At 69.9% G+C, this 17,445-nt stretch carries 15 protein-coding genes; 4 read left to right on the forward strand and 11 right to left on the reverse strand.

The window, feature by feature from the left end; genetic code table 11:
• The coding region (locus FIF60_RS17215; protein ID WP_204251233.1) for a DUF4384 domain-containing protein at nt 1-859 on the forward strand (859 nt) is incomplete at its 5' end.
• Nucleotides 860-866: 7 nt separating this feature from the next.
• Here FIF60_RS17215 and FIF60_RS17220 read toward each other — a convergent pair.
• The 11 genes from FIF60_RS17220 to tssA form a co-directional block, all read right to left on the reverse strand.
• Complete coding sequence (locus tag FIF60_RS17220) at nt 867-1,901, reverse strand: hypothetical protein (RefSeq protein ID WP_144299525.1); 1,035 nt, start codon at nt 1,899-1,901, stop codon at nt 867-869.
• Nucleotides 1,902-1,922: 21 nt separating this feature from the next.
• Entirely contained in the window at nt 1,923-2,570 is a 648-nt protein-coding gene (locus FIF60_RS22295; RefSeq protein WP_144299526.1) for an OmpA family protein, read from the reverse strand.
• A gap of 121 nt (nt 2,571-2,691) precedes the next feature.
• On the reverse strand, nt 2,692-4,236 hold the full coding sequence (locus tag FIF60_RS17230; protein ID WP_144299527.1) for a class I SAM-dependent methyltransferase: 1,545 nt from the start codon (nt 4,234-4,236) through the stop codon (nt 2,692-2,694).
• On the reverse strand, nt 4,233-5,357 hold the full coding sequence (gene tssG, locus FIF60_RS17235) for a type VI secretion system baseplate subunit TssG (RefSeq protein ID WP_144299528.1): 1,125 nt from the start codon (nt 5,355-5,357) through the stop codon (nt 4,233-4,235). Before tssG ends, FIF60_RS17230 begins: the two co-directional genes overlap by 4 nt.
• Nucleotides 5,321-7,165: a type VI secretion system baseplate subunit TssF gene (gene tssF, locus FIF60_RS17240; RefSeq protein ID WP_338032104.1), complete on the reverse strand. Its 1,845-nt coding sequence runs from the start codon at nt 7,163-7,165 to the stop codon at nt 5,321-5,323. Before tssF ends, tssG begins: the two co-directional genes overlap by 37 nt.
• Entirely contained in the window at nt 7,158-7,661 is a 504-nt protein-coding gene (gene tssE, locus FIF60_RS17245) for a type VI secretion system baseplate subunit TssE (RefSeq protein ID WP_144299530.1), read from the reverse strand. The genes tssF and tssE overlap by 8 nt, the downstream gene beginning before the upstream one ends.
• Before the next feature lie 22 nt (nt 7,662-7,683).
• Nucleotides 7,684-8,496: a type VI secretion system accessory protein TagJ gene (locus FIF60_RS17250; protein ID WP_144299531.1), complete on the reverse strand. Its 813-nt coding sequence runs from the start codon at nt 8,494-8,496 to the stop codon at nt 7,684-7,686.
• Nucleotides 8,493-10,046 carry a type VI secretion system contractile sheath large subunit gene (tssC, locus tag FIF60_RS17255; protein WP_144299532.1) on the reverse strand — a complete coding sequence of 518 codons (1,554 nt, stop codon included), beginning with the start codon at nt 10,044-10,046 and terminating at the stop codon, nt 8,493-8,495. The genes FIF60_RS17250 and tssC (FIF60_RS17255) overlap by 4 nt, the downstream gene beginning before the upstream one ends.
• Before the next feature lie 33 nt (nt 10,047-10,079).
• Nucleotides 10,080-11,573: a type VI secretion system contractile sheath large subunit gene (tssC, locus tag FIF60_RS17260; RefSeq protein WP_144299533.1), complete on the reverse strand. Its 1,494-nt coding sequence runs from the start codon at nt 11,571-11,573 to the stop codon at nt 10,080-10,082.
• 4 nt (nt 11,574-11,577) lie between these two features.
• Nucleotides 11,578-12,084, reverse strand: coding sequence for a type VI secretion system contractile sheath small subunit (gene tssB, locus FIF60_RS17265; protein WP_144299534.1), 507 nt, complete (start codon nt 12,082-12,084; stop codon nt 11,578-11,580).
• Nucleotides 12,085-12,278: 194 nt separating this feature from the next.
• Nucleotides 12,279-13,421, reverse strand: a complete 1,143-nt coding sequence (tssA, locus tag FIF60_RS17270) for a type VI secretion system protein TssA (protein WP_144299535.1) — start codon at nt 13,419-13,421, stop codon at nt 12,279-12,281.
• Nucleotides 13,422-13,569: 148 nt separating this feature from the next.
• Between tssA and tssH the strand changes: the two genes are divergently transcribed.
• From tssH to FIF60_RS17285, 3 genes are all read left to right on the forward strand, one after another.
• The gene (tssH, locus tag FIF60_RS17275; protein WP_144299536.1) at nt 13,570-16,212 is read left to right on the forward strand and encodes a type VI secretion system ATPase TssH; all 2,643 of its coding nucleotides are present in this window, start codon (nt 13,570-13,572) and stop codon (nt 16,210-16,212) included.
• A gap of 67 nt (nt 16,213-16,279) precedes the next feature.
• The gene (locus FIF60_RS17280; RefSeq protein WP_144299537.1) at nt 16,280-16,756 is read left to right on the forward strand and encodes an Hcp family type VI secretion system effector; all 477 of its coding nucleotides are present in this window, start codon (nt 16,280-16,282) and stop codon (nt 16,754-16,756) included.
• A gap of 212 nt (nt 16,757-16,968) precedes the next feature.
• Nucleotides 16,969-17,445 carry an Hcp family type VI secretion system effector gene (locus tag FIF60_RS17285; protein ID WP_144299538.1) on the forward strand — a complete coding sequence of 159 codons (477 nt, stop codon included), beginning with the start codon at nt 16,969-16,971 and terminating at the stop codon, nt 17,443-17,445.

Consider the following 17,445-nt stretch of genomic DNA (forward strand, 5'->3'; position numbering starts at 1 on the left):
GCCGCCCCCACCCGCTCCTCGCACGGAACCGCCGCCGGCGGCCCCGCCGCCCGTCGCTGCGCCGATCGTTCCACCGCCGATCGTGCCCGCGCCCCAGGCTGCGCCCTCCTCGCCGCCCCCTGCCCCGGCGCCCGCCCAACCGCCCGCCCAGGAGCAGCAGCTTGCCGCCGGACCGTCCGCCGGGGCGATGCGGTCGGCGATCGCGAACGTCCTCGCGGACGCTCGGTGCAGCTTCGTCACCGGTGCGATGGAAGGCGAGAGCCGCGCCCGCCTGTCGGGCTATGCGCAAGGCGGCGGGGGCGAGGCGGCTCTCAGGCTCAGGCTCGCCTCGGCCGGCGTGCCATCGAACGCGATCGACTGGGGCGTGCAGGGCTTCGAGGGACCGTACTGCCCCGCGCTCGACCTCCTGCGCCCGCATGCCGATGCCTTCGGCCAGCCACCCTCCGGCCTCGAGCTCTCGCTTCCCGGCGGCCGGCGCCGCCTGGTGCTCGGCGACCTTCTCACGGTCAACCTCGCCATGCCCGCCTTCGCTGCCTATCTCCGCGTGTCCTACTTCACGCATGACGGAGAGGTCGTCCATCTCCACCCCACCCCGGCGGACCCCGCGCGCACCTTCGGGCCCCGCGTTCGCGTGTCGCTGGGCGACCCTGCCTCGGGCGGTCCGCGGTGGGAGATCGGGCCGCCCTACGGCACCGAGATGATCGTGGCGCTCGCGAGCGAGCGGCCGCTGTTCTCCTCCTCCCGCCCGGAAGCCGAGCAGTCCGATGCCTACCTTTCCGCCCTCGCCGAGGCGCTGCGGAGCGGTGCGGCCGGAAGGGTCGCCGCGCGGGTGCTGATGGTCGACATCGCCGAGCGCTGAGGCCGGCTCAGCGGTCCGGCCAGGGCACGGAGAACAGCCAGGTCTCCGGAAGGCCCTGCATGAACCCGGCGCGGAGACGCTCGACCGTCGCGGCATCGAGCCCCACGGCATCGGGCGCGAAGAAGCCAGGGTTCGGCGTGTGCATCAGGTAGGCCATCGCCTCGTTCATCATCACCTCCTCGAGCTCAGGGTCATACCCTCCTTCGGCGAGGAAGCGGCGGAAGGCAGTGCGCTCGCGGGGGCTGAGCCGTTCCTGCCACCATCTGGCAACATGCTCGGCGTAGGCCTTGTTCGTGAAGAATTCCCCGTGGCTCAGCTCATGGCGGAGGATGGCCTCGCGGACGCTCGCATCGATGGCGAAGGCAACGCCACGCTCGGGGGCCGCTGCGGCGAGGCCGGGCACGGTCACGACCGCGGCCTCCTCGGCGAGCCGCGGCAGGCCGGCGGGCCCACGCGGCGCGATGCCGAGATCGTCGAGAATCCCGGCAAGACGCTTCTCCTCGTCGTTCAGCGCCACGCCCTGCGCGGCGGCAAGCGTGAAGAAGCGCACGAGGTCTGACGCGCGGTAGTTGTGTCCGAAATAGAAGCTCTCGGGCGATTCTCCCCGCGCCGCGATCTCACCCGCGAGCGTTCCGTCATCGAGCACGCGATCGCGCGGCAGCCCTGCCTTCTCGACCAGCGCCGCGACACGGTTCAGCATCCGTCCCTGTTGGAGAAGTGTCGGAAAATCAAGGATGACGATCGATCTGTTCAGGTCCAGCCTGAACACGGTCAACATCTCGGCGCGGTTTTCCAGGATGGCGAGCGGCCCGGCGAGGCGCGCGACATGCCGGGGCGCAACAGGCGCGACCCCTTCCAGCCCCGCCAGCGGTGGCCTTGTGCTTGGCGTCGCGCGGTCAAGCCAGTCCCAGATGGCGAGGCCGGCGACGAGGGCGAGGCCACAAAGACCCGCCACAGCCGGCCAGGGAGAACGCCGCCGCGGCGGCGGCGCCGGCGGCCGGCGCAGCACGACGGTCGCGTCGTCGGCGGGCCGGCGGCGCATAGGGCTGTGCCGGGCCGGACGTCAGCCGCCGATGTTGACGATCTGCACCCGCCTGTTCTGCGGCTCGTCGACGTTGTCGCCCGTCGGCACCGCAAGCCGGGTCTCGCCAAGACCAACCGCGACGAGGCGCGACGTCTCGACGCCGAAATTGCTCGCGAGGTAGCTGCGCACGGCACTGGCCCGCCGCTCCGACAGCGCCTGGTTCAGCGCCGTGGAGCCGACCGTGTCGGTATGCCCCTCGATACGGAACCGGTAGGGCCGGAGATCCTCGCTCATCAGCGCCTTGCCGAGCTCGTCGAGCACCCGAGTCGCCTGCGGGGTGAGCCCTGCCGAGCCGGTGGCGAACTGAACCGTCAGCGAGATTGCCGGGGCTTCCGCGGGCGCGATGGCCGGCGCGGCCATCTGGGCGGGCGGTGAGACGGCGGCGGGTGGCGGCGGCGTCCCAGGTGACGGCGTGGCCGCTGCGGGCTGCGAGGCCGGCGGCGCGGCATTCTGCTGCGGCACGGGCCGGATGCCGCGCGTCGCTGGCTGGAACTGGCCGGGCTTCGGGCGCAGCGCGTCGATGATCTCGTTCGCGGAGGGGTCGCTCCTCTGTGCGGAGGCGGGTGCGCCGAGAAGCAGGACGGTCGCGGCGACGGCGAGGCCCCGCGCATGGCGGTGCAGGGTCATGGCGCGTTCTCCATGGTGGCGGCGCCTATGGCGCCTCGTTGTCGACGGCAAGCGTAACACGGAAGCCCCAGGCCGGCGACCGCACGGGCCTTCGCAGCGGTGCGCCTCGGGCGCGGAACCATCACAGCGCGGCCAGGGAGCGCCAGAGCGGCAGGCGCTTGTCGAGCACTTCCGCGACGACACCCATGATCGTCTCCCGCGCCTGATCGGGCGGAGCGGGAACGCCCTCGACGAGCACCGCCTCCCCCCGCGCGGAGAGCTCCCCCGCGATCCAGTCCGACACCATCGCCGTCTCGGGCGCGCAACCGGAGACGAGCGCGCCGAAGACCTGCATCTCCACCTGGTAGGCAGGAATGCCCGCGCCGAGACGCGGGCTCGGGATGGCGAATTGCAGCCCCCTGCCGGGGAAGCCCCAGGCACGGGTGATCGCCGCCGCATGGCGCCGCGCCTGCTCCGAGGCCGGCGCGGCCGGGTTGGCGACGGGCAGAGCCTGGTGGCTGCCGACGAGCATGCCGACGAGCTCGACGGACGAGACCGCCGCGCCACCCGCGGCGGCGCCGGTCCGCTGCAGCTCGGCAACCGTGCGCGGCCGCTCGGCAAGGGCTGCGAAGATCGGCTTGTAGGTCGCCGCGGCCATCTCGGCCTTGCCGCCAGGAACCTCGACCTCGTACGTCACGTCGCCCGGCGGCTTGACCAGGGCGAGCGTCATCGCGGCGAGCCGCCGGCTGCGCACATGGTCGCTGATGTGGCGCCGGCCGCGCAGGAACAGGTCATGGCGGAAGCCGCGGTCGAAGCAGAGGTCGCGCGCCGTCTCGCGCGCCGCCTCCGTCGGCTGCGCATCGATCAGCGCGCGCTGCTCCTCCGAGAAGCAGAGCTCGGGGTAGTTCTCCGTCAGCGTCGCGGACGCCGCGTAGGCGAGCTTGGCGGGCGCGAAGGCCTCTGCCACTTCGGCGGCGAACATCGGCCGCCAGTTCTCGTTGAGATACTCGTGCGCGAGATAGGCAGCCGGCATCGGCTGCTTCTCGCGGTCGAGGATGCGCTCGATCCAGGGCGAGCGCGCGAGGTGCCGCGCCCCTGCCGCGCGCAGCTTCGAGGCCGCCTCCATCGCAGAGAGGATCCTGTGGTCTGACCGGCCAGGCAGCGCGGCGGCATGGTCGGCGAGGAAGCGGCGCAGGCCCATGATCGGCGTCCAGGCGGGCATCGCGCTGTAGCCGACATGCACGATGCCACCCGGCTTCACGCGCCGTGCGAGGAACCGGATGATCGCCGCGCGCGTGGCGTCCGACACCCATGACCACACGCCGTGCAGCGACACGACATCGAACATCGGCAGGCCTGGCGGCGGATCGTCGGCCAGATCGGCGAAGTCGGCCTCGAGATAGTCGATGTTCGACAGCCCCGCCTCGGCGGCAAGCGCGCGTGCCGTCGCGATCTGGCCGGGCAGGAAATCGACCGCGACGATTCGCGCCTTCGGGTTGGCGGCTGCGATCACGCCGGCGGTGAGACCGAGCCCGCAGCCGAGCTCGCAATAGGCGAAGTCCTCGGGCAGCACCGCCTCGAAGCCGGCGATGGTGAGCGCAAGCGTCAGGTGCGGCGGCGACTGGAAGATGAAGTAGCCGGGAAGATAGTCGATGTCGGAGACGTAGCCTCCGCTCCAGCCGCTCATGCGGATCCTCTCACTGCTTCGCGTCCACTGATGATCGTTTCTGCCCCGAACACGGCCTCCGGTGCGGTGCGCGGCGGAACCTCGCCGTCGCGCTTGGTGCGCGGCAGCCAGGTGTTCCAGCCGAGCCGCGGCCCCTTTGGGCCCGCCTCGCCAAGCCGCGGCAGCGGCACCTCCGCCGCTTCGAGCACGGGGTTGACCGCGAAGCCGAGCGTCGGCCCGACATAGGCGCGCACGAGATCGGCGACACGCGCAAGCGCCGTGCCCCCCGGCATGAGCGCAGCGAAGGCGTCGTACGGCATCGGCCCGAGGCGGAGCACGAAGCGGCCCTGCGTGTCCCAGGCGCGCACGCCGAGCGCAGCCTCGGCCCCGAGCCGCGCATGCGCGCCCTTCGGCAGCCCCGGCCCCGGAAGCCGGGTTCGCTCCGAAGGCGGAACCGCGAGCCAGGCGCCGACCATCTGCACCACCTCGACAGGGCGGCCGAGGAAATCCGCCACCATCGCCTCGAGCCGCGCGGCGGAGCGCGGGCGGGCGGCGAACAGCCCGCCGTAGTGGATCGGCACCTCGTCGGGGATGGCGAGGCGGTGGCCGAGCCCGCCCGTGCCGAAGCCGACGATCGCCGTCAGCGCCGCTGTCGCGTCGTCGGCCGTGCCGGGCGGCGTGGCCTCGACGATGCGCGCGAGGCGGTACTTCGTCCCCGCGCGCAGGTAGAGAGACAGGGCGCGGTGGACGAACATGTCGAGGAACGCGGGCAGCGCTTCGTTCTTCCCCCGTTGCGCCTGCAGGACCAGCTCGCTGTAGTGGCGCGGCAGGATTCCGCCCGGTCCGACGAGGCCAAGGAAGGCGAGCACGAGCCGTGCCTTCTCTCCCTCGCGCTCCGGCCTGAAGCCGGCCACCTCTGCCGCCGGGAAGGCGAGCGTGAGTGCCGAGGCAAGCCGCGCGAGCTCCTCCTGCGGGTCGGCATCGCCCCCGAGTGGCCGCCTCGCCTCGCGCCGCGGATCGCGCGCGACCTTCCTCTCCGCCGCCTCGAGAACGCGCATCGCCTCGAGGAAGGGGAAGCGCTGCGGCTCGCGCGCCAGAAGCGCGGCTACAGAAGGGGGAGTTCGCCGGCGCGGGGGGGCCATGTTCGGATCACGCCAGGACGCCCGGCGAATGCGGCCGTGGTTCGCACGAAGCTGTTGATGGAGGCGTGCAGTGCGAGGAACCGCTCGAGCACGGAGGCGAACAGGAACCCGCCCGCGGCGAAGGCGCGCGGGTCGAGATCGACGCGCACGTCGAGGCCGCGCACGAAGGCGCCGGGCCGCCGCCCTGGCGCGCGCGCAGCCCCGTCCTGCGCGGTGACGGAGACGACGCCCTCGATCACCGCGCGCGTCTCGGCGAGTTCGCGCAGGTCGTAGAGGCGGAGGATCTCGCGCAGCGCCGCCGCCCCTGCCTCGCCGCCCGTGACGGAAAGATGGTTCAGCGCCAGATGCGAGACGAGCTTCCATGCGCCCTGCGCGGCGAGGCGGGGCCGGAGCGTCGGCGTCGGCGCGGTCAGGCAGGCCATCGACGACACGCCGCCGAGCCCCTCCACGGCCGTGAGGCGCGGGCGGCCGCCGCCGAAGGGAAGGCTGGCGGGAAGGTCGCGGTTGAAGCAGATCGCATCGATCGAGAGCGTGCCGTCTGCCGGCAGCTCGGGGTCGAAGCCGGCATCGGCGAAAGCGAGGAACAGCTCCGTGCCGGGGAGCGGTGCGGCGGCCGGGCGGCGCACGGGGTGCCAGCGCGGCGCCTCGGCCTCGCCGCGCTCCGCCCCGCCGGGAAGCCCGGCATCGGCCGCGAGGCGGTAGAAGGGAAGCCATGGGCGCGGCTGCCCGCTCGGCCTGCTCTCGCGCACCTTCTCGACAGACCACACCTCGAGCGCGCGCGGCCGCCGCGCATCGGCCACGACGCGAAGCTCCGTCGCCGTGCCGTCGAGCGGCAGCGGGTCGCAGCGATGCGGGAAGAGGTTCACCACCGGAGTGCAGCCGAGCGCGAGCGCATCGGCGCTGACCGTGCGTTCGAGCTCAGGCATCGCGCGGTCGAGATAGAGGAAGATCTCCATCCGGTTTCCGCCGGACATCAGCGCCTTCGCGTCGAGGCCCGTGACGTCGAAGAACAGGAACTTCTCCGGGAAGGCGAAATACTCGGTCAGCAGCCGATAGCCGGCGAAGCTCCGCGCCGGCCACGGCAGAAGCGCCTCGTCGCGCGCGAAGCCGACCTCGCGCACCGCATCGGCCGGCAGCACCACGGGGCTTGGGTCGTTCGGACCGTCGGCGACGGCGACGGAGACGGTGTGGTTCAGGACGAGCTCGTGCAGCGGCAGCGAGATCGAGGGCGTGCCGCGCAAATAGAAGCGGATCGTGTCAGGGCCGAGCTGAGCGAAGGTCGCATCCGCTGCGAGGCAGCGGAGCGCGATCCGCAGCGAGGCCACGGCGCCGCGCGCCGCGCGGTTCACCGGCGCCTGCAGCGGCAGCCCCGACAGCCTCACCTGGTCGAGCGCGATGGGATGCAGCGTGACGGGATAGCAGGTGCGGAAGCGGCAGCGCTCGCCGGAGACAGGCTCGGTGTCGAGCGCGGAGCCTGCCGGCACGCGATAGGGCGTGGTGGCCGAGGGCAGGCCTGCGAACTGGACGATCGAGCAGGACGGGAACGGGAGGAGATAGTGCGGATAGAGGATGCCGAGAAGCGCATCGGTCAGCTCGGGGAACTCGTCCTCGAGCTTGTGGCGCACGCGGGCCGAGAGATAGGCAAACCCCTCGAGCAGGCGCGCGACATGCGGGTCGTCCACAGCATCGGGCGCGAGCCGGAGCCGGCCGGCGATCTTCGGATGCGCGGTCGCGAACTCGGCCGCGAGCTTGCGGATATAGGTAAGCTCGCGGTTGTAGAAGGGAAGGATGTCGTCGATGTCAGACAGCGTCCGCCCCCTGCACGACGAAGGCCATCGAGGCGCTGTCGAAGGCGGTGTCGAAGCTCACCGGCTCGGGCTCGGGGTCGGCGAGCATCAGCGCCTCGACGCGGAGCCGGAGCGTGCGATCCGTCTCGTCCACGCCCGGGACGAGCGAGACCTTCACCGCCTTCAGCCTCGGCTCGAAGGCGGCGATCGCGGCTTCGACGGCGCGGCGGAACCCTTCGCGCCGTTCCTCCGAGGCGAAATAGCCGGAGGTGAAGTCCGGCACGCCGTAGTTGAGCGGGGAGACGGCAAGCTCGGTGAGCTGCACGGGCCAGGAGCGCCAGCGCTGCCGCGCGTTCAGCAACGCCTCGAGGTCACGCCGCGCCGCACGCCGCAGCGCCGCGAGCGTCTCTGCCGCGCCGAGAGGCTGATCGAGCACCCGTTCCGGATCGGCATCGAGAAGCCTGTCGAGGACGGAGAGCTGGACACGGGAGGGCCGCTCGCCCGGTCTCAGGGGCATCGGTGCCTCCGCCCGGCGTGGGTCACGAAGCGCCCGCGAAGGTGAGATGGGCGAGCTCCATCACCGTGCGGCCCTCCTCGCCGACGAGGAACATGCGCTGGCCGAGACCGCGCACGGGCGAGCCCTCGCCGCCCTCCCATTCCGTCGCCCGGCCGAGGCGGACGGCATCGGGCTGCGCCGCCTCGCCCGAGGCCAGGTAGAGGGCGGGGACGAACACGTCACCCTCGGGCCCCTCGCGCACCGACATGGTGACGCGCCGCCAGAACAGGTCACGCGGGCGCTGCGCGGGGTGGAACTCCGCCTCAATGATCCGGTCTGTCGGGATCCAGAAATACTTGCCCGTCGTCGTCAGCACCTCGAGGAAGCCCGCGCAGAGATCGTCTGCGTCGCGGAAATCGTCGAACGCCTTGCCGTCTGCCGAGCCGGCCGAAGGGGGGCGCGACGCCTCCGCTTCGTGAGCGAGGCGCGCGGCCTCCGCCGCGTCGCCGCCGCGGAGGGCGACGAGTGCCTCGAGAAGGCGCATCACGTGCGCGGGTGCGGGACCGAGGAACTCCGGCACCCTCCCCTCGAGCCACACCTGACGCCGTGCCTGCTCGGCGCGGAGCAGCTGGCGAAAGGCGGCGACCGGCACGGCCACGGCAGGCTCGAGCGTCGTCAGCGCGTCGAGAAGCGTGTCGGCCCTCTGCGCGTTGCCGGTGAAGAGAAGGAACTCGGCGAGCAGGAGCCGCGGCCCGGGGTCCGCCGGTGCGGCGCGCACTGCCGCATTGGCGGCCGCGATCGCATCATCGAGCCGCCCTGCCTGGAACAGCGCGCCTGGGGTCATCGTCTCGTTCATGCGGCCTTCCTCGCCGGAACCTCGGTAACGAGGCGGAACGTTGCCGCGACGTCATCGAGCTGGAACTGGGGCTGGAGATGGATGGTGCAGCCATAGACGCCGGGCTTGCCGGGAAGTTCCGTCACCGCGACGCGGGCATCCGCGAGCGGGTAGCGCGCCATCATCTCCGGCCCTGCCCGGACATTGGCGTTGACGTAGCGGGTGAGCCAGGCCTGCAGCGCAGCCTCGCAATCCTCGGGTGTCGCATAGGAGCCGACGCGGTCGCGACCGATCACCTTCACGTAGTGCGCGAAGCGGCTGACGCAGAGCATGGTCGAAAGCTGGGCCGAAAGCCGCGCATTGGCGTTCGCCGCGCCGCCATTCGTCCCGATATAGCTCTTCGCCGCCTGCACGGAGCGCACCGCCCCGAACGCTGCTTCCACGGTGTTGCGCAGGGCAGAGAGCGGAATGAATCCCAGCTCGGACAGCTCCTGGTCCTGCCGGTCGGTCAGCGCGACCTCCGCCGCGAAGCGGGGGCCCACGCCCGCGCGGTCCGCGGCGAAACGGTCGATGGGAAGGCCGGTGACGAGGCCCGCGCCGACCCGGTCCTTGTCGGTACCCTTCACGTCCGCCGGCCAGCCATGCGCGGAGCAGGCCCGGGCGACGATGGCGGCAAAGGCGAAGGTGGCGTTCATCCATCCCCGCGCGCCGCGCCGCCCGGACGCTTCGGCGTAGATGAAGCCGTCGGCGCGCGCACCATCATTGGCGAAGGGAAGCCGCGTCAGCACCCGCGGCATGACGAGGCCGAGGAAGCGTGAATCCTCCTTTGCCTGCAGCCCGCGGAAGCGATCGTACTCGCTCGCGCGGAACACGCCGGCGATGTCGCGTACGCCGGAGAGCTCGCCGAAATCCTCGAGCCCGAAGATGCCAGGATCGGCGCCCACGATGAATGGGGCGAAGGCTGCGGCAGCGACGGCGGCCATCGCGCCGAGCGCGGCGATGTCGTCGGTCGGGCTTTCCGCGCTGCGCTGGTGGCGGACGGCATAGTCGCCGATCAGCAGCCCGAAAGGCTCGCCCCCAGGCGTGCCGAACTCGCCCTCGTACACCTTCTCGAAGATGCGGCTCTGGTCGAACTCGATGGCCCGCTCGAGGTCGCGCACAAGCTCGCTCCAGGGTAGTTGGAGAAGCTTGAGCTTCACGCGCGGCAGGCCGGAGGCCTGGTCTGCGAGCCAGGCGAGGCCGCGCCAGGATGCCTCGAGGCGCTGCAGGCGCCTGTGGTGCAGGATGGCATCGAGCTGCGCGCCGATCATCGCATCGAGCGCGGCGATGTCGCGGTCAAGCGCGAGGCGGATCGTTTCGGCATCCGGTGCAAGCAGCGGGTCGGCGGCACCGAACCAGGCTTCGAGAACGTCCGTTCCGCCGGCGACGAAGGCGGCAAGCTCCTCCGCCGTTCCGGCGTTCGCCGCGCCGAGAATCGCGCCGTCGAGCACACGCTCGCGCAGGGCAGCGCGCGGGGCGGCCTCGGAGGCGGCGCCGGGAGCCGTGCCGTCGACGGGCACGTCCTCTTGCATCGGCACCGCCTCCCTGTCGCGTCGGGCCTTCCGTCAGGCCTTCTGCGGGATGCGCGCGACCATGCGCATCGACGTGGTGAGCTCCTCCATCTGCAGCCAGGGCCGCATGTAGGCCACCGCGTTGTATGCGCCCGGCTTGCCCGGGATCTCCTTTACCTCCACCCGCGCCTCGCGGAGCGGGTAGCGCGCCTTCATCTCAGGCCCCGCTGCCGGGTTGCCGTTGACGTAGTTCCCGATCCACCGGTTCAGCCAGGCCTCGCAATCGGTCGCCTCCATGAACGAGCCGATCTTGTCGCGTGCCATCACCTTCAGGAAGTGCGCGAAGCGGCTCGTCGCCATGATGTAGGGCAGGCGCGCGCTGATCGCGGCATTGGCCGTCGCCTCGGGCCTGTCGTACTTCTTCGGTTTCTGCACCGTCTGCGCACCGAAGAACACCGCATAGTCGGTATTCTTGTAGTGGCAGAGCGGCAGGAAGCCGAGATTGGAGAGCTCGTTCTCGCGCCTGTCGGTGATGCCGATCTCCGTCGGGCACTTCGCGTCCGGGTCGCCGTCGTCGGACTGGAACAGGTGGGTCGGCAGGTTCTCCACCTTGCCGCCGCCCTCCGCGCCGCGGATGGCCGTGCAGAAGCCGAATTTCGCGAACGCATCGGTCAGCCGCGCACCCATCACGTAGGCGGCGTTCATCCAGCAATAGTGGTCATGGTCCATCGACTTGGCGGCACCCACCTCGTCGAACGGGGCCTCCTCGTAGCCGAACTCCTCGATCGGCTTGGTGTTCGCGCCATAGGGAAGGCGCGCGAGTACGCGCGGCATCACGAGGTTGACGAAACGCGCATCCTCCGTGTCACGGAAGGAGCGCCACTTCATGTACTCGGCGGTGTCGAAGATCTTGGCGAGGTCGCGCGGCTTGGCGAGCTCGGTCCAGCTCTGCATGCCGAAGAGGCCCGCGCCTGCGGCCGAGATGAACGGTGCGAAGGACGCGGCGGCGACGTTGCTGACGAGCCTCAGCGTCTCGATGTCGTCTGGGTGGTTCGTCCACTCGTAGTCGCCGATCAGCGCGCCATAGGGCTCGCCGCCGGGGGTGCCGAACTCGTTCTCGTAGATCTTCTTGAAGAGCTGGCTCTGGTCGAACTCGGTCGCCTTCGTCAGGTCGCGGTTCAGCTCGCGTTTTGTCGCGTTCAGGACGCGGATCTTGAGCCCCGTGCCCGTCTCGCTGTTCATCACGAGATAGTTGAGCCCGCGCCATGTGCCTTCGAGCTTGGCGAAGGCAGGTGCGTGCATGATCTCGGCGAGCTGCGCCGAGAGCTTGCGGTCGATCGCGGCGATCGCTGCGTTGAACGTGACCTGGAGGTTCTTGCTGAAGGTGACGGTGCCCTTCAGTGCTTCCTCCGTCAGCGTCTTGATCAGCTCCTGCGCGCGGTCCTTCTCGGTCTGCTTGGTCGCGGCGATCGCGGCATCGAGCAGGCTGCCGGCCTCTTCGGTGACGGCGCCCGCGGCGGCCGCGCCCTGGGTCTGTGCCTCGGCCATCGGATCACTCCTCCTTCTTGTCGAGGCCAAGCTCGGCCGACAGCGACTTCAGCTTCTCCTCGTTCTGCAGAACCTGTTCGAGAAGCCCTTCGAGCTCGTCGGACCGGTCGACCTTGCTCATGAGGTCGCGCAGCTTGTTGCGCGTCTCCAGCAGTGCCTTCAGCGCCGGCACCTGCTCGACGATCCGGCCGGGGTCGAAATCGTCGATGCTGTTGAACTTGAGCTGCACGCCCATCTGGCTGCCATCATCGGCGAGCTTGTTGTCGACCTTCAGGTTGAGGCCGACATTCATCCGCGCCATGACATCGTTGAAGTTGTCACGGTCGATCTGGACGAACTTGCGCTCGGCGAGCGGGCGCAGAGGCTGCGTCGGATCGCCGGAGAAGTCGCCGAGAACGCCGACGACGAAGGGGAGCTCGCGCTCCACCATCGCGCCTTCCGTCTCCACCTCGTAACTGATGTGCACGCGCGGCCTGCGCACCCGCGTGAGCTTCTCGTGGACACTGGCCATGCGACTGTCTCCATTCCCTGGTGACCGGCCGCCGCGTCGGGGGGAGCGCGGCCGGGGGCGCAGCAGGGATGGGGCGTCCCGCGCCTGCGCGCACCGCGTGTGAACCATACGTGTTGCGCAACGGCGCGGTCAACGCGCGCTTCCGCCTCCGCGCTGCGCGGCGTGAGCCATGTCACGCTCCGCCGGTACGTCTCTCATTCTTCTTCCGACGGGGCTTGCGGCGGGCGTATGCCGAGCGAGGACAGGAAGCCCGAACGCGTCGTCTCGTCCGGCATCAGTTCCGCCAGAAGGTCGGGCAGCGACATGCGGCCCCGGCGCACCGCCTCCTCGAGCGTGTAGGAAAGCGGCGAATGCGGCTCGACGCGGCGAAACCAGCGCGCGACCTCCTCGAGCATCTTGAGCGCATCCTCGCGCGAGGCGATCTCGCCCGGCCTTGTTGCCCTGGCGCGCCCTCCGCCACCGCCGCCGCCGGCGCCCGCGTCCTCGCCCTCGCCCTCGCCCTCGCCCGCCTCGTCTGCCTCCTGCTGCTCCTCGGCCGCTGCGAGCTTGTCTCCGGCAAGGCGGGTAACGACGGCGAGCGCGTTCTGCAGTAGCTCCCGCACCGCGGAGGTCGGCGGCGCATCGGCGCCTGCGCGTTCATCGAGCGCCGCGCCCAGAGCCGTCCAGCCCTCGGATGCCTCGCGCAGAGCGGAGGCAAGGCCAAGCCAGTGCGCGGCGGGCACGGCCGCGGCGGCCTTCGCCACCGCGTCGGCCGTCAAGGCGCCCGCGGCGACGCGTGCCTCGCGCCGCTCCTCGTCGAGGGATTCGAGCGCATCGGCCTGCTCGATCTGCCAGAGGGCGAGCGGCGACCCATCGCCCATGCGGAACAGCGGCACCTTGCGGATCGGCTGGGTGAGCGCGCCATCGCCGCCCTCGCCGTTCAGGCCTGTGACGGGCGCGACCTTGGTGAGCATCCCGTCCTCGTCGGGCAGAGGGTAGAGTCCCTCCCAGAACCGCTCGACGAGGCCGCCCATCAGCTGGAAGCCCGCGGCGAGCCCGGCGAAACCCTGGCTCCGCAGCAGCGCCTCCGTGTACCAGGCGGCCACCTCGAGATCCTTCGCCTGCTCGGCAAGCAGCGTGTCGGCAAGCTCGCGGATGGTGCGCCACTGCGGCGGAACCGTCGCCTCCTCCGCGGCGGCATCCATCGCCCGCTCTGCCGCACGCGCCTCGGAGCGTGCATCACGCAGGCGATTGTAGGGTGAGGTAGCGGAATAATCCGCTCGCGGGTCGTTCCCCGCCGGGTTCTCCCCCTCGATCGGCGCAAGCAGGCGCTCAAGGTCGAAGCCGTCGATCGCCATCCACCCCTCGTGTTCGCGTGTGCCAGGCCGCCGTGTGAACCGTGTCACATTGCCTGATAACGGTGGCCCTGGACAACCGGCGCGAGCAATCCCTACTCTGCGCCCGCTTCCCGCGAGGGGCTTCCGGAACGGTCCTTGGAGGAAACGAGTGGCGGCGATCGACCTGAAGGCGCTCGTCGGGCGCCTCGATGACTACTGCCGCAGGCAGCTCGAGGCAGCCGCCGGGCTTACCCTCTCGCGCAGCCACTACAACATCGAGATCGAGCACTGGGTCGCCAAGCTTCTCGATGCGCAAGACAGCGACCTCGCGGCCATCCTCCGCCACTACGAGGTCGACTCCGGGCGGCTTGCCGCCGATCTCACGCGCGTGCTCGACCGGTTCAAGACAGGCAATGCCCGCGCGCCTTCGGTCTCGCCCGATGTGGTCGAGCTGATGAAGCAGGCCTGGCTTCTCGCGAGCCTCGAGCATGGTGCGGGGCGCATCCGCTCCGGCCATCTGCTGCTTGCGCTCCTGTCCGATGACACGCTGTCGCGCGGGGCGAAGGAAACCTCTGCGCAGTTCGCCAAGATCGCGCCCGAGGCGCTGAAGCGCGACCTCGGCGCGATCACCAAGGACACGGCCGAGGCCGCGACGGCCACGCCCGCGCCGGGCGATTCGGCGCCGGCACCGGGAACGGGCGGGCCCTCCGCCCGGCCAGGCTCCACCGCGGCGCTCGACCAGTTCACGATCGATCTCACAGCGAATGCCAAGGCCGGCAAGATCGACCCGATCCTCGGGCGCGACCTCGAGATCCGCCAGGTGATCGACATCCTGACGCGGCGGCGGCAGAACAACCCGATTCTCACCGGCGAGGCAGGCGTCGGGAAGACCGCCGTCGTCGAGGGCTTCGCGCTGCGCATCGCCCAGGGCGACGTTCCAGAGGCGCTGAAGGACGTCACCGTCCGCACGCTCGATCTCGGCCTCCTGCAAGCAGGCGCAGGCGTGAAGGGCGAGTTCGAGAACCGGCTCAAGAACGTCATCGACGAGGTGAAGGCCTCGCCCAAGCCGATCATCGTGTTCATCGACGAGGCGCATACGCTGATCGGCGCGGGCGGTGCCGCGGGGCAGAACGACGCGGCGAACCTGCTGAAGCCTGCCCTCGCCCGCGGCGAGATGCGCACGATCGCCGCCACCACCTGGGCCGAGTACAAGAAGTACTTCGAGAAGGATGCGGCCCTCACCCGACGCTTCCAGGTCGTGAAGGTCGAGGAGCCGGCCGAGCCCGTGGCGATCGCGATGATCCGCGGCCTCGTCTCCACGCTCGAGAAGCACCACAAGGTGCGGATCCTCGACGAGGCGGTCGAGCAGGCGGTGAAGCTCTCGGCGCGGTTCATTCCCTCGCGGCAGCTTCCCGACAAGGGCGTGTCGCTGATCGACACGGCCTGCGCGCGCGTCTCGATGAGCCAGGCGGCCATTCCCGCCCCGATCGAGGATCGCCGCAGGCGGATCGCCCTGATCGACACCGAGGTCGAGATCCTCGACCGCGAGATGGCGGCCGGCGCCGATCATGGCGCGCGCAAGGGCGAGCTTCTCGAAGCGCGCGCCAAGGCGGCAGAGGAGCTCGCCGCCCTCGAGGAGCGATGGGAGAAGGAGAAGGAGATCGTCGGGCGGATGCGCGAGATCCGCGGCAGCATCGAGGACCCGAAGGAGGAAGGCGACAAGGACGCGCTGAAGCGCGACCTCGCTTCGGAGAACGAGGCGCTGCGCGCGATCCAGGGCGAGCATCCGCTGATCCACCCGGTGGTGGACGGCAACGCGGTCGCCGAGATCGTCGAGAGCTGGACCGGCATTCCCGCGGGCCGCATGCAGTCCGACGAGATCCGCACCATCCTCTCGATCAAGGAGAGGATGGAGGAGCGCATCGTCGGCCAGCCGCAGGCGCTCCAGGCGATCGCCGAGGCGGTGCGCACGAGCCGCGCCAAGCTCGCCGATCCGCGCAAGCCGCTCGGCGTGTTCCTGATGGTCGGCACCTCCGGTGTCGGCAAGACCGAGACGGCGCTGACGCTCGCAGACCTCCTCTATGGCGGCGAGCAGAACCTCACCGTCATCAACATGAGCGAGTTCAAGGAGGAGCATAAGGTCTCGCTGCTCATGGGCTCGCCGCCCGGCTATGTCGGCTATGGCGAGGGTGGCGTGCTGACCGAGGCCGTGCGCCGCCGGCCCTACTCCGTCGTGCTGCTCGACGAGATGGAGAAGGCGCATCCCGGCGTGCAGGACGTGTTCTACCAGGTGTTCGACAAGGGCCAGATGAAGGACGGCGAAGGCCGCGACATCGACTTCAAGAACACCATCATCATCATGACATCGAACGCAGGCACCGACACGATCGCCAAGCTGTGCGCCGACCCCGACACGATGCCCGACCCTGCGGGCCTTGCCGAAGCGGTTCGCCCCGAGCTTCTCAAGGTGTTCAAGCCGGCCTTCCTCGGCCGCGTGACGATGGTTCCCTACTTCCCGCTGTCGGACAGCATCCTGCGCCAGATCGTGCTTCTGCAGCTCGGCCGCATACGCAAGCGCCTGGCGGAGAACTATCGCGCAACCTTCACGTGGGACGAGGCGATCGTCGAGGCGATCGCGTCACGCTGCAAGGAGAGCGCATCCGGCGCGCGCAATGTCGAGAACATCCTCTCCCGCACGATGCTGCCCGCGCTTTCGGGCCAGATCCTCGAGCGGCTCGCGGAGGGTGGAAGCATTACCAAGGCCCATGTCGGTCTGGATTCTGACGGGGGGTTCCGTTACGGTCTCGACTGACACGCGCTGAGGGGGCGCGAGCCCCTTCGTGACGTGAACGCAACGGCGGCAGGAAGGATACAGTCGCATGCCGATCTACATGCACTATGACGGGATAGATGGCACGGCAACGGCCAAGGGCTACGAGAAGTGGATCGAGGTCCAATCGTTCCAGTTCGGCGCAGGCCGCGGCATCTCCACGCCGACGGGCGGTGCCGCGAACCGCGAGGCCTCGGCCGCCTCGGTCTCCGAGGTCACCGTCACGAAGATGATGGACAAGGCCTCGGCGAAGCTGTTCGAGGCGGGCCTGATCGGTGACGAGGGCAAGACGGTCAAGATCGCGATCGTCCGCACCGGCAAGGAACTGAAGGAGTACTGCCTCTACAAGTTCGAGGAGACGCTGGTATCGGGCTACTCGGTGTCGACCGGCGGCGACACGCCCACGGAGAGCCTGAGCCTGAACTTCGTGAAGTTCGAATACAGCTTCACCGGAAGCGAGACGACCGGCAAGGACGCCTCGAAGATGAAGGTCGGCTTCGACATCGCGAAGGCGACCACGATGTGACACGAGCCTTCCGGCTCGACATCGAAGGCCCGGCAGCAATGCCGGGCCTTTTTCTTGTGCTCGTACTTCATCGGATAGCCTTCGCAGCCTCGAAGGACCTGGAACCGTACAACAATTCCGGTTACGTTACGGATTGGGTGGAGCAGGATGCTCACGTGCGAAGCCCTGCCGCCCCGCAATCACCACCAAGAACGACGAGCCGGGGGTGAGCCATGCCGATCTTCATGAAGTTCGCTGGGATCGATGGAAGCGCGACGTCGAAGGGCTACGAGGGCTGGATCCAGGTGGAGTCGATCAGCCTGGGTGTGGGGCGCGGAATCACGACGTTCACTGGCGGCGCGGCGAACCGCGAGGCCTCCGCGCCATCGGTGTCGGACGTCGTCGTCACGAAACTGATGGATAGGGCCTCGCCCAAGCTGTTCGAGGAAGGTCTCGTGGGCAGTGACGGAAAGCTCGTCACCATCGTGGTCACAAGGACGGGCAAGGAGCTTCGTCCGTTCTGCCTCTTCACGTTCTTCAACACCCTGGTCTCCGGCTATTCGGTCTCCTCCAGCGGCGATACGCCGGACGAGAGCCTCAGCCTGAACTTCACCAGGATGGAGTACAGCTTCACCGGAAGCGAGACGACCGGCAAGGACGCCTCCCAGATGAAAGTCGGCTTCGACATCGCCACGGCCACGACGATGTAG

Origin of the sequence: Elioraea rosea (assembly GCF_007644105.1) — a bacterium.
Lineage (GTDB): Bacteria > Pseudomonadota > Alphaproteobacteria > Acetobacterales > Acetobacteraceae > Elioraea_A > Elioraea_A rosea.

Excerpts from the sequence above, each read along its gene's own strand:
- tssC (WP_144299532.1), bottom strand. The coding sequence starts at position 10,046 with ATGCAAGAGGACGTGCCCGTCGACGGCACGGCTCCCGGCGCCGCCTCC.
- FIF60_RS17230 (WP_144299527.1), bottom strand. The coding sequence starts at position 4,236 with ATGAGCGGCTGGAGCGGAGGCTACGTCTCCGACATCGACTATCTTCCC.
- FIF60_RS17220 (WP_144299525.1), bottom strand. The coding sequence starts at position 1,901 with ATGCGCCGCCGGCCCGCCGACGACGCGACCGTCGTGCTGCGCCGGCCG.
- FIF60_RS17250 (WP_144299531.1), bottom strand. The coding sequence starts at position 8,496 with ATGAACGAGACGATGACCCCAGGCGCGCTGTTCCAGGCAGGGCGGCTC.
- tssB (WP_144299534.1), bottom strand. The coding sequence starts at position 12,084 with ATGGCCAGTGTCCACGAGAAGCTCACGCGGGTGCGCAGGCCGCGCGTG.
- tssA (WP_144299535.1), bottom strand. The coding sequence starts at position 13,421 with ATGGCGATCGACGGCTTCGACCTTGAGCGCCTGCTTGCGCCGATCGAG.
- FIF60_RS22295 (WP_144299526.1), bottom strand. The coding sequence starts at position 2,570 with ATGACCCTGCACCGCCATGCGCGGGGCCTCGCCGTCGCCGCGACCGTC.
- FIF60_RS17285 (WP_144299538.1), top strand. The coding sequence starts at position 16,969 with ATGCCGATCTTCATGAAGTTCGCTGGGATCGATGGAAGCGCGACGTCG.
- tssE (WP_144299530.1), bottom strand. The coding sequence starts at position 7,661 with ATGCCCCTGAGACCGGGCGAGCGGCCCTCCCGTGTCCAGCTCTCCGTC.
- FIF60_RS17280 (WP_144299537.1), top strand. The coding sequence starts at position 16,280 with ATGCCGATCTACATGCACTATGACGGGATAGATGGCACGGCAACGGCC.
- tssC (WP_144299533.1), bottom strand. The coding sequence starts at position 11,573 with ATGGCCGAGGCACAGACCCAGGGCGCGGCCGCCGCGGGCGCCGTCACC.
- tssG (WP_144299528.1), bottom strand. The coding sequence starts at position 5,357 with ATGGCCCCCCCGCGCCGGCGAACTCCCCCTTCTGTAGCCGCGCTTCTG.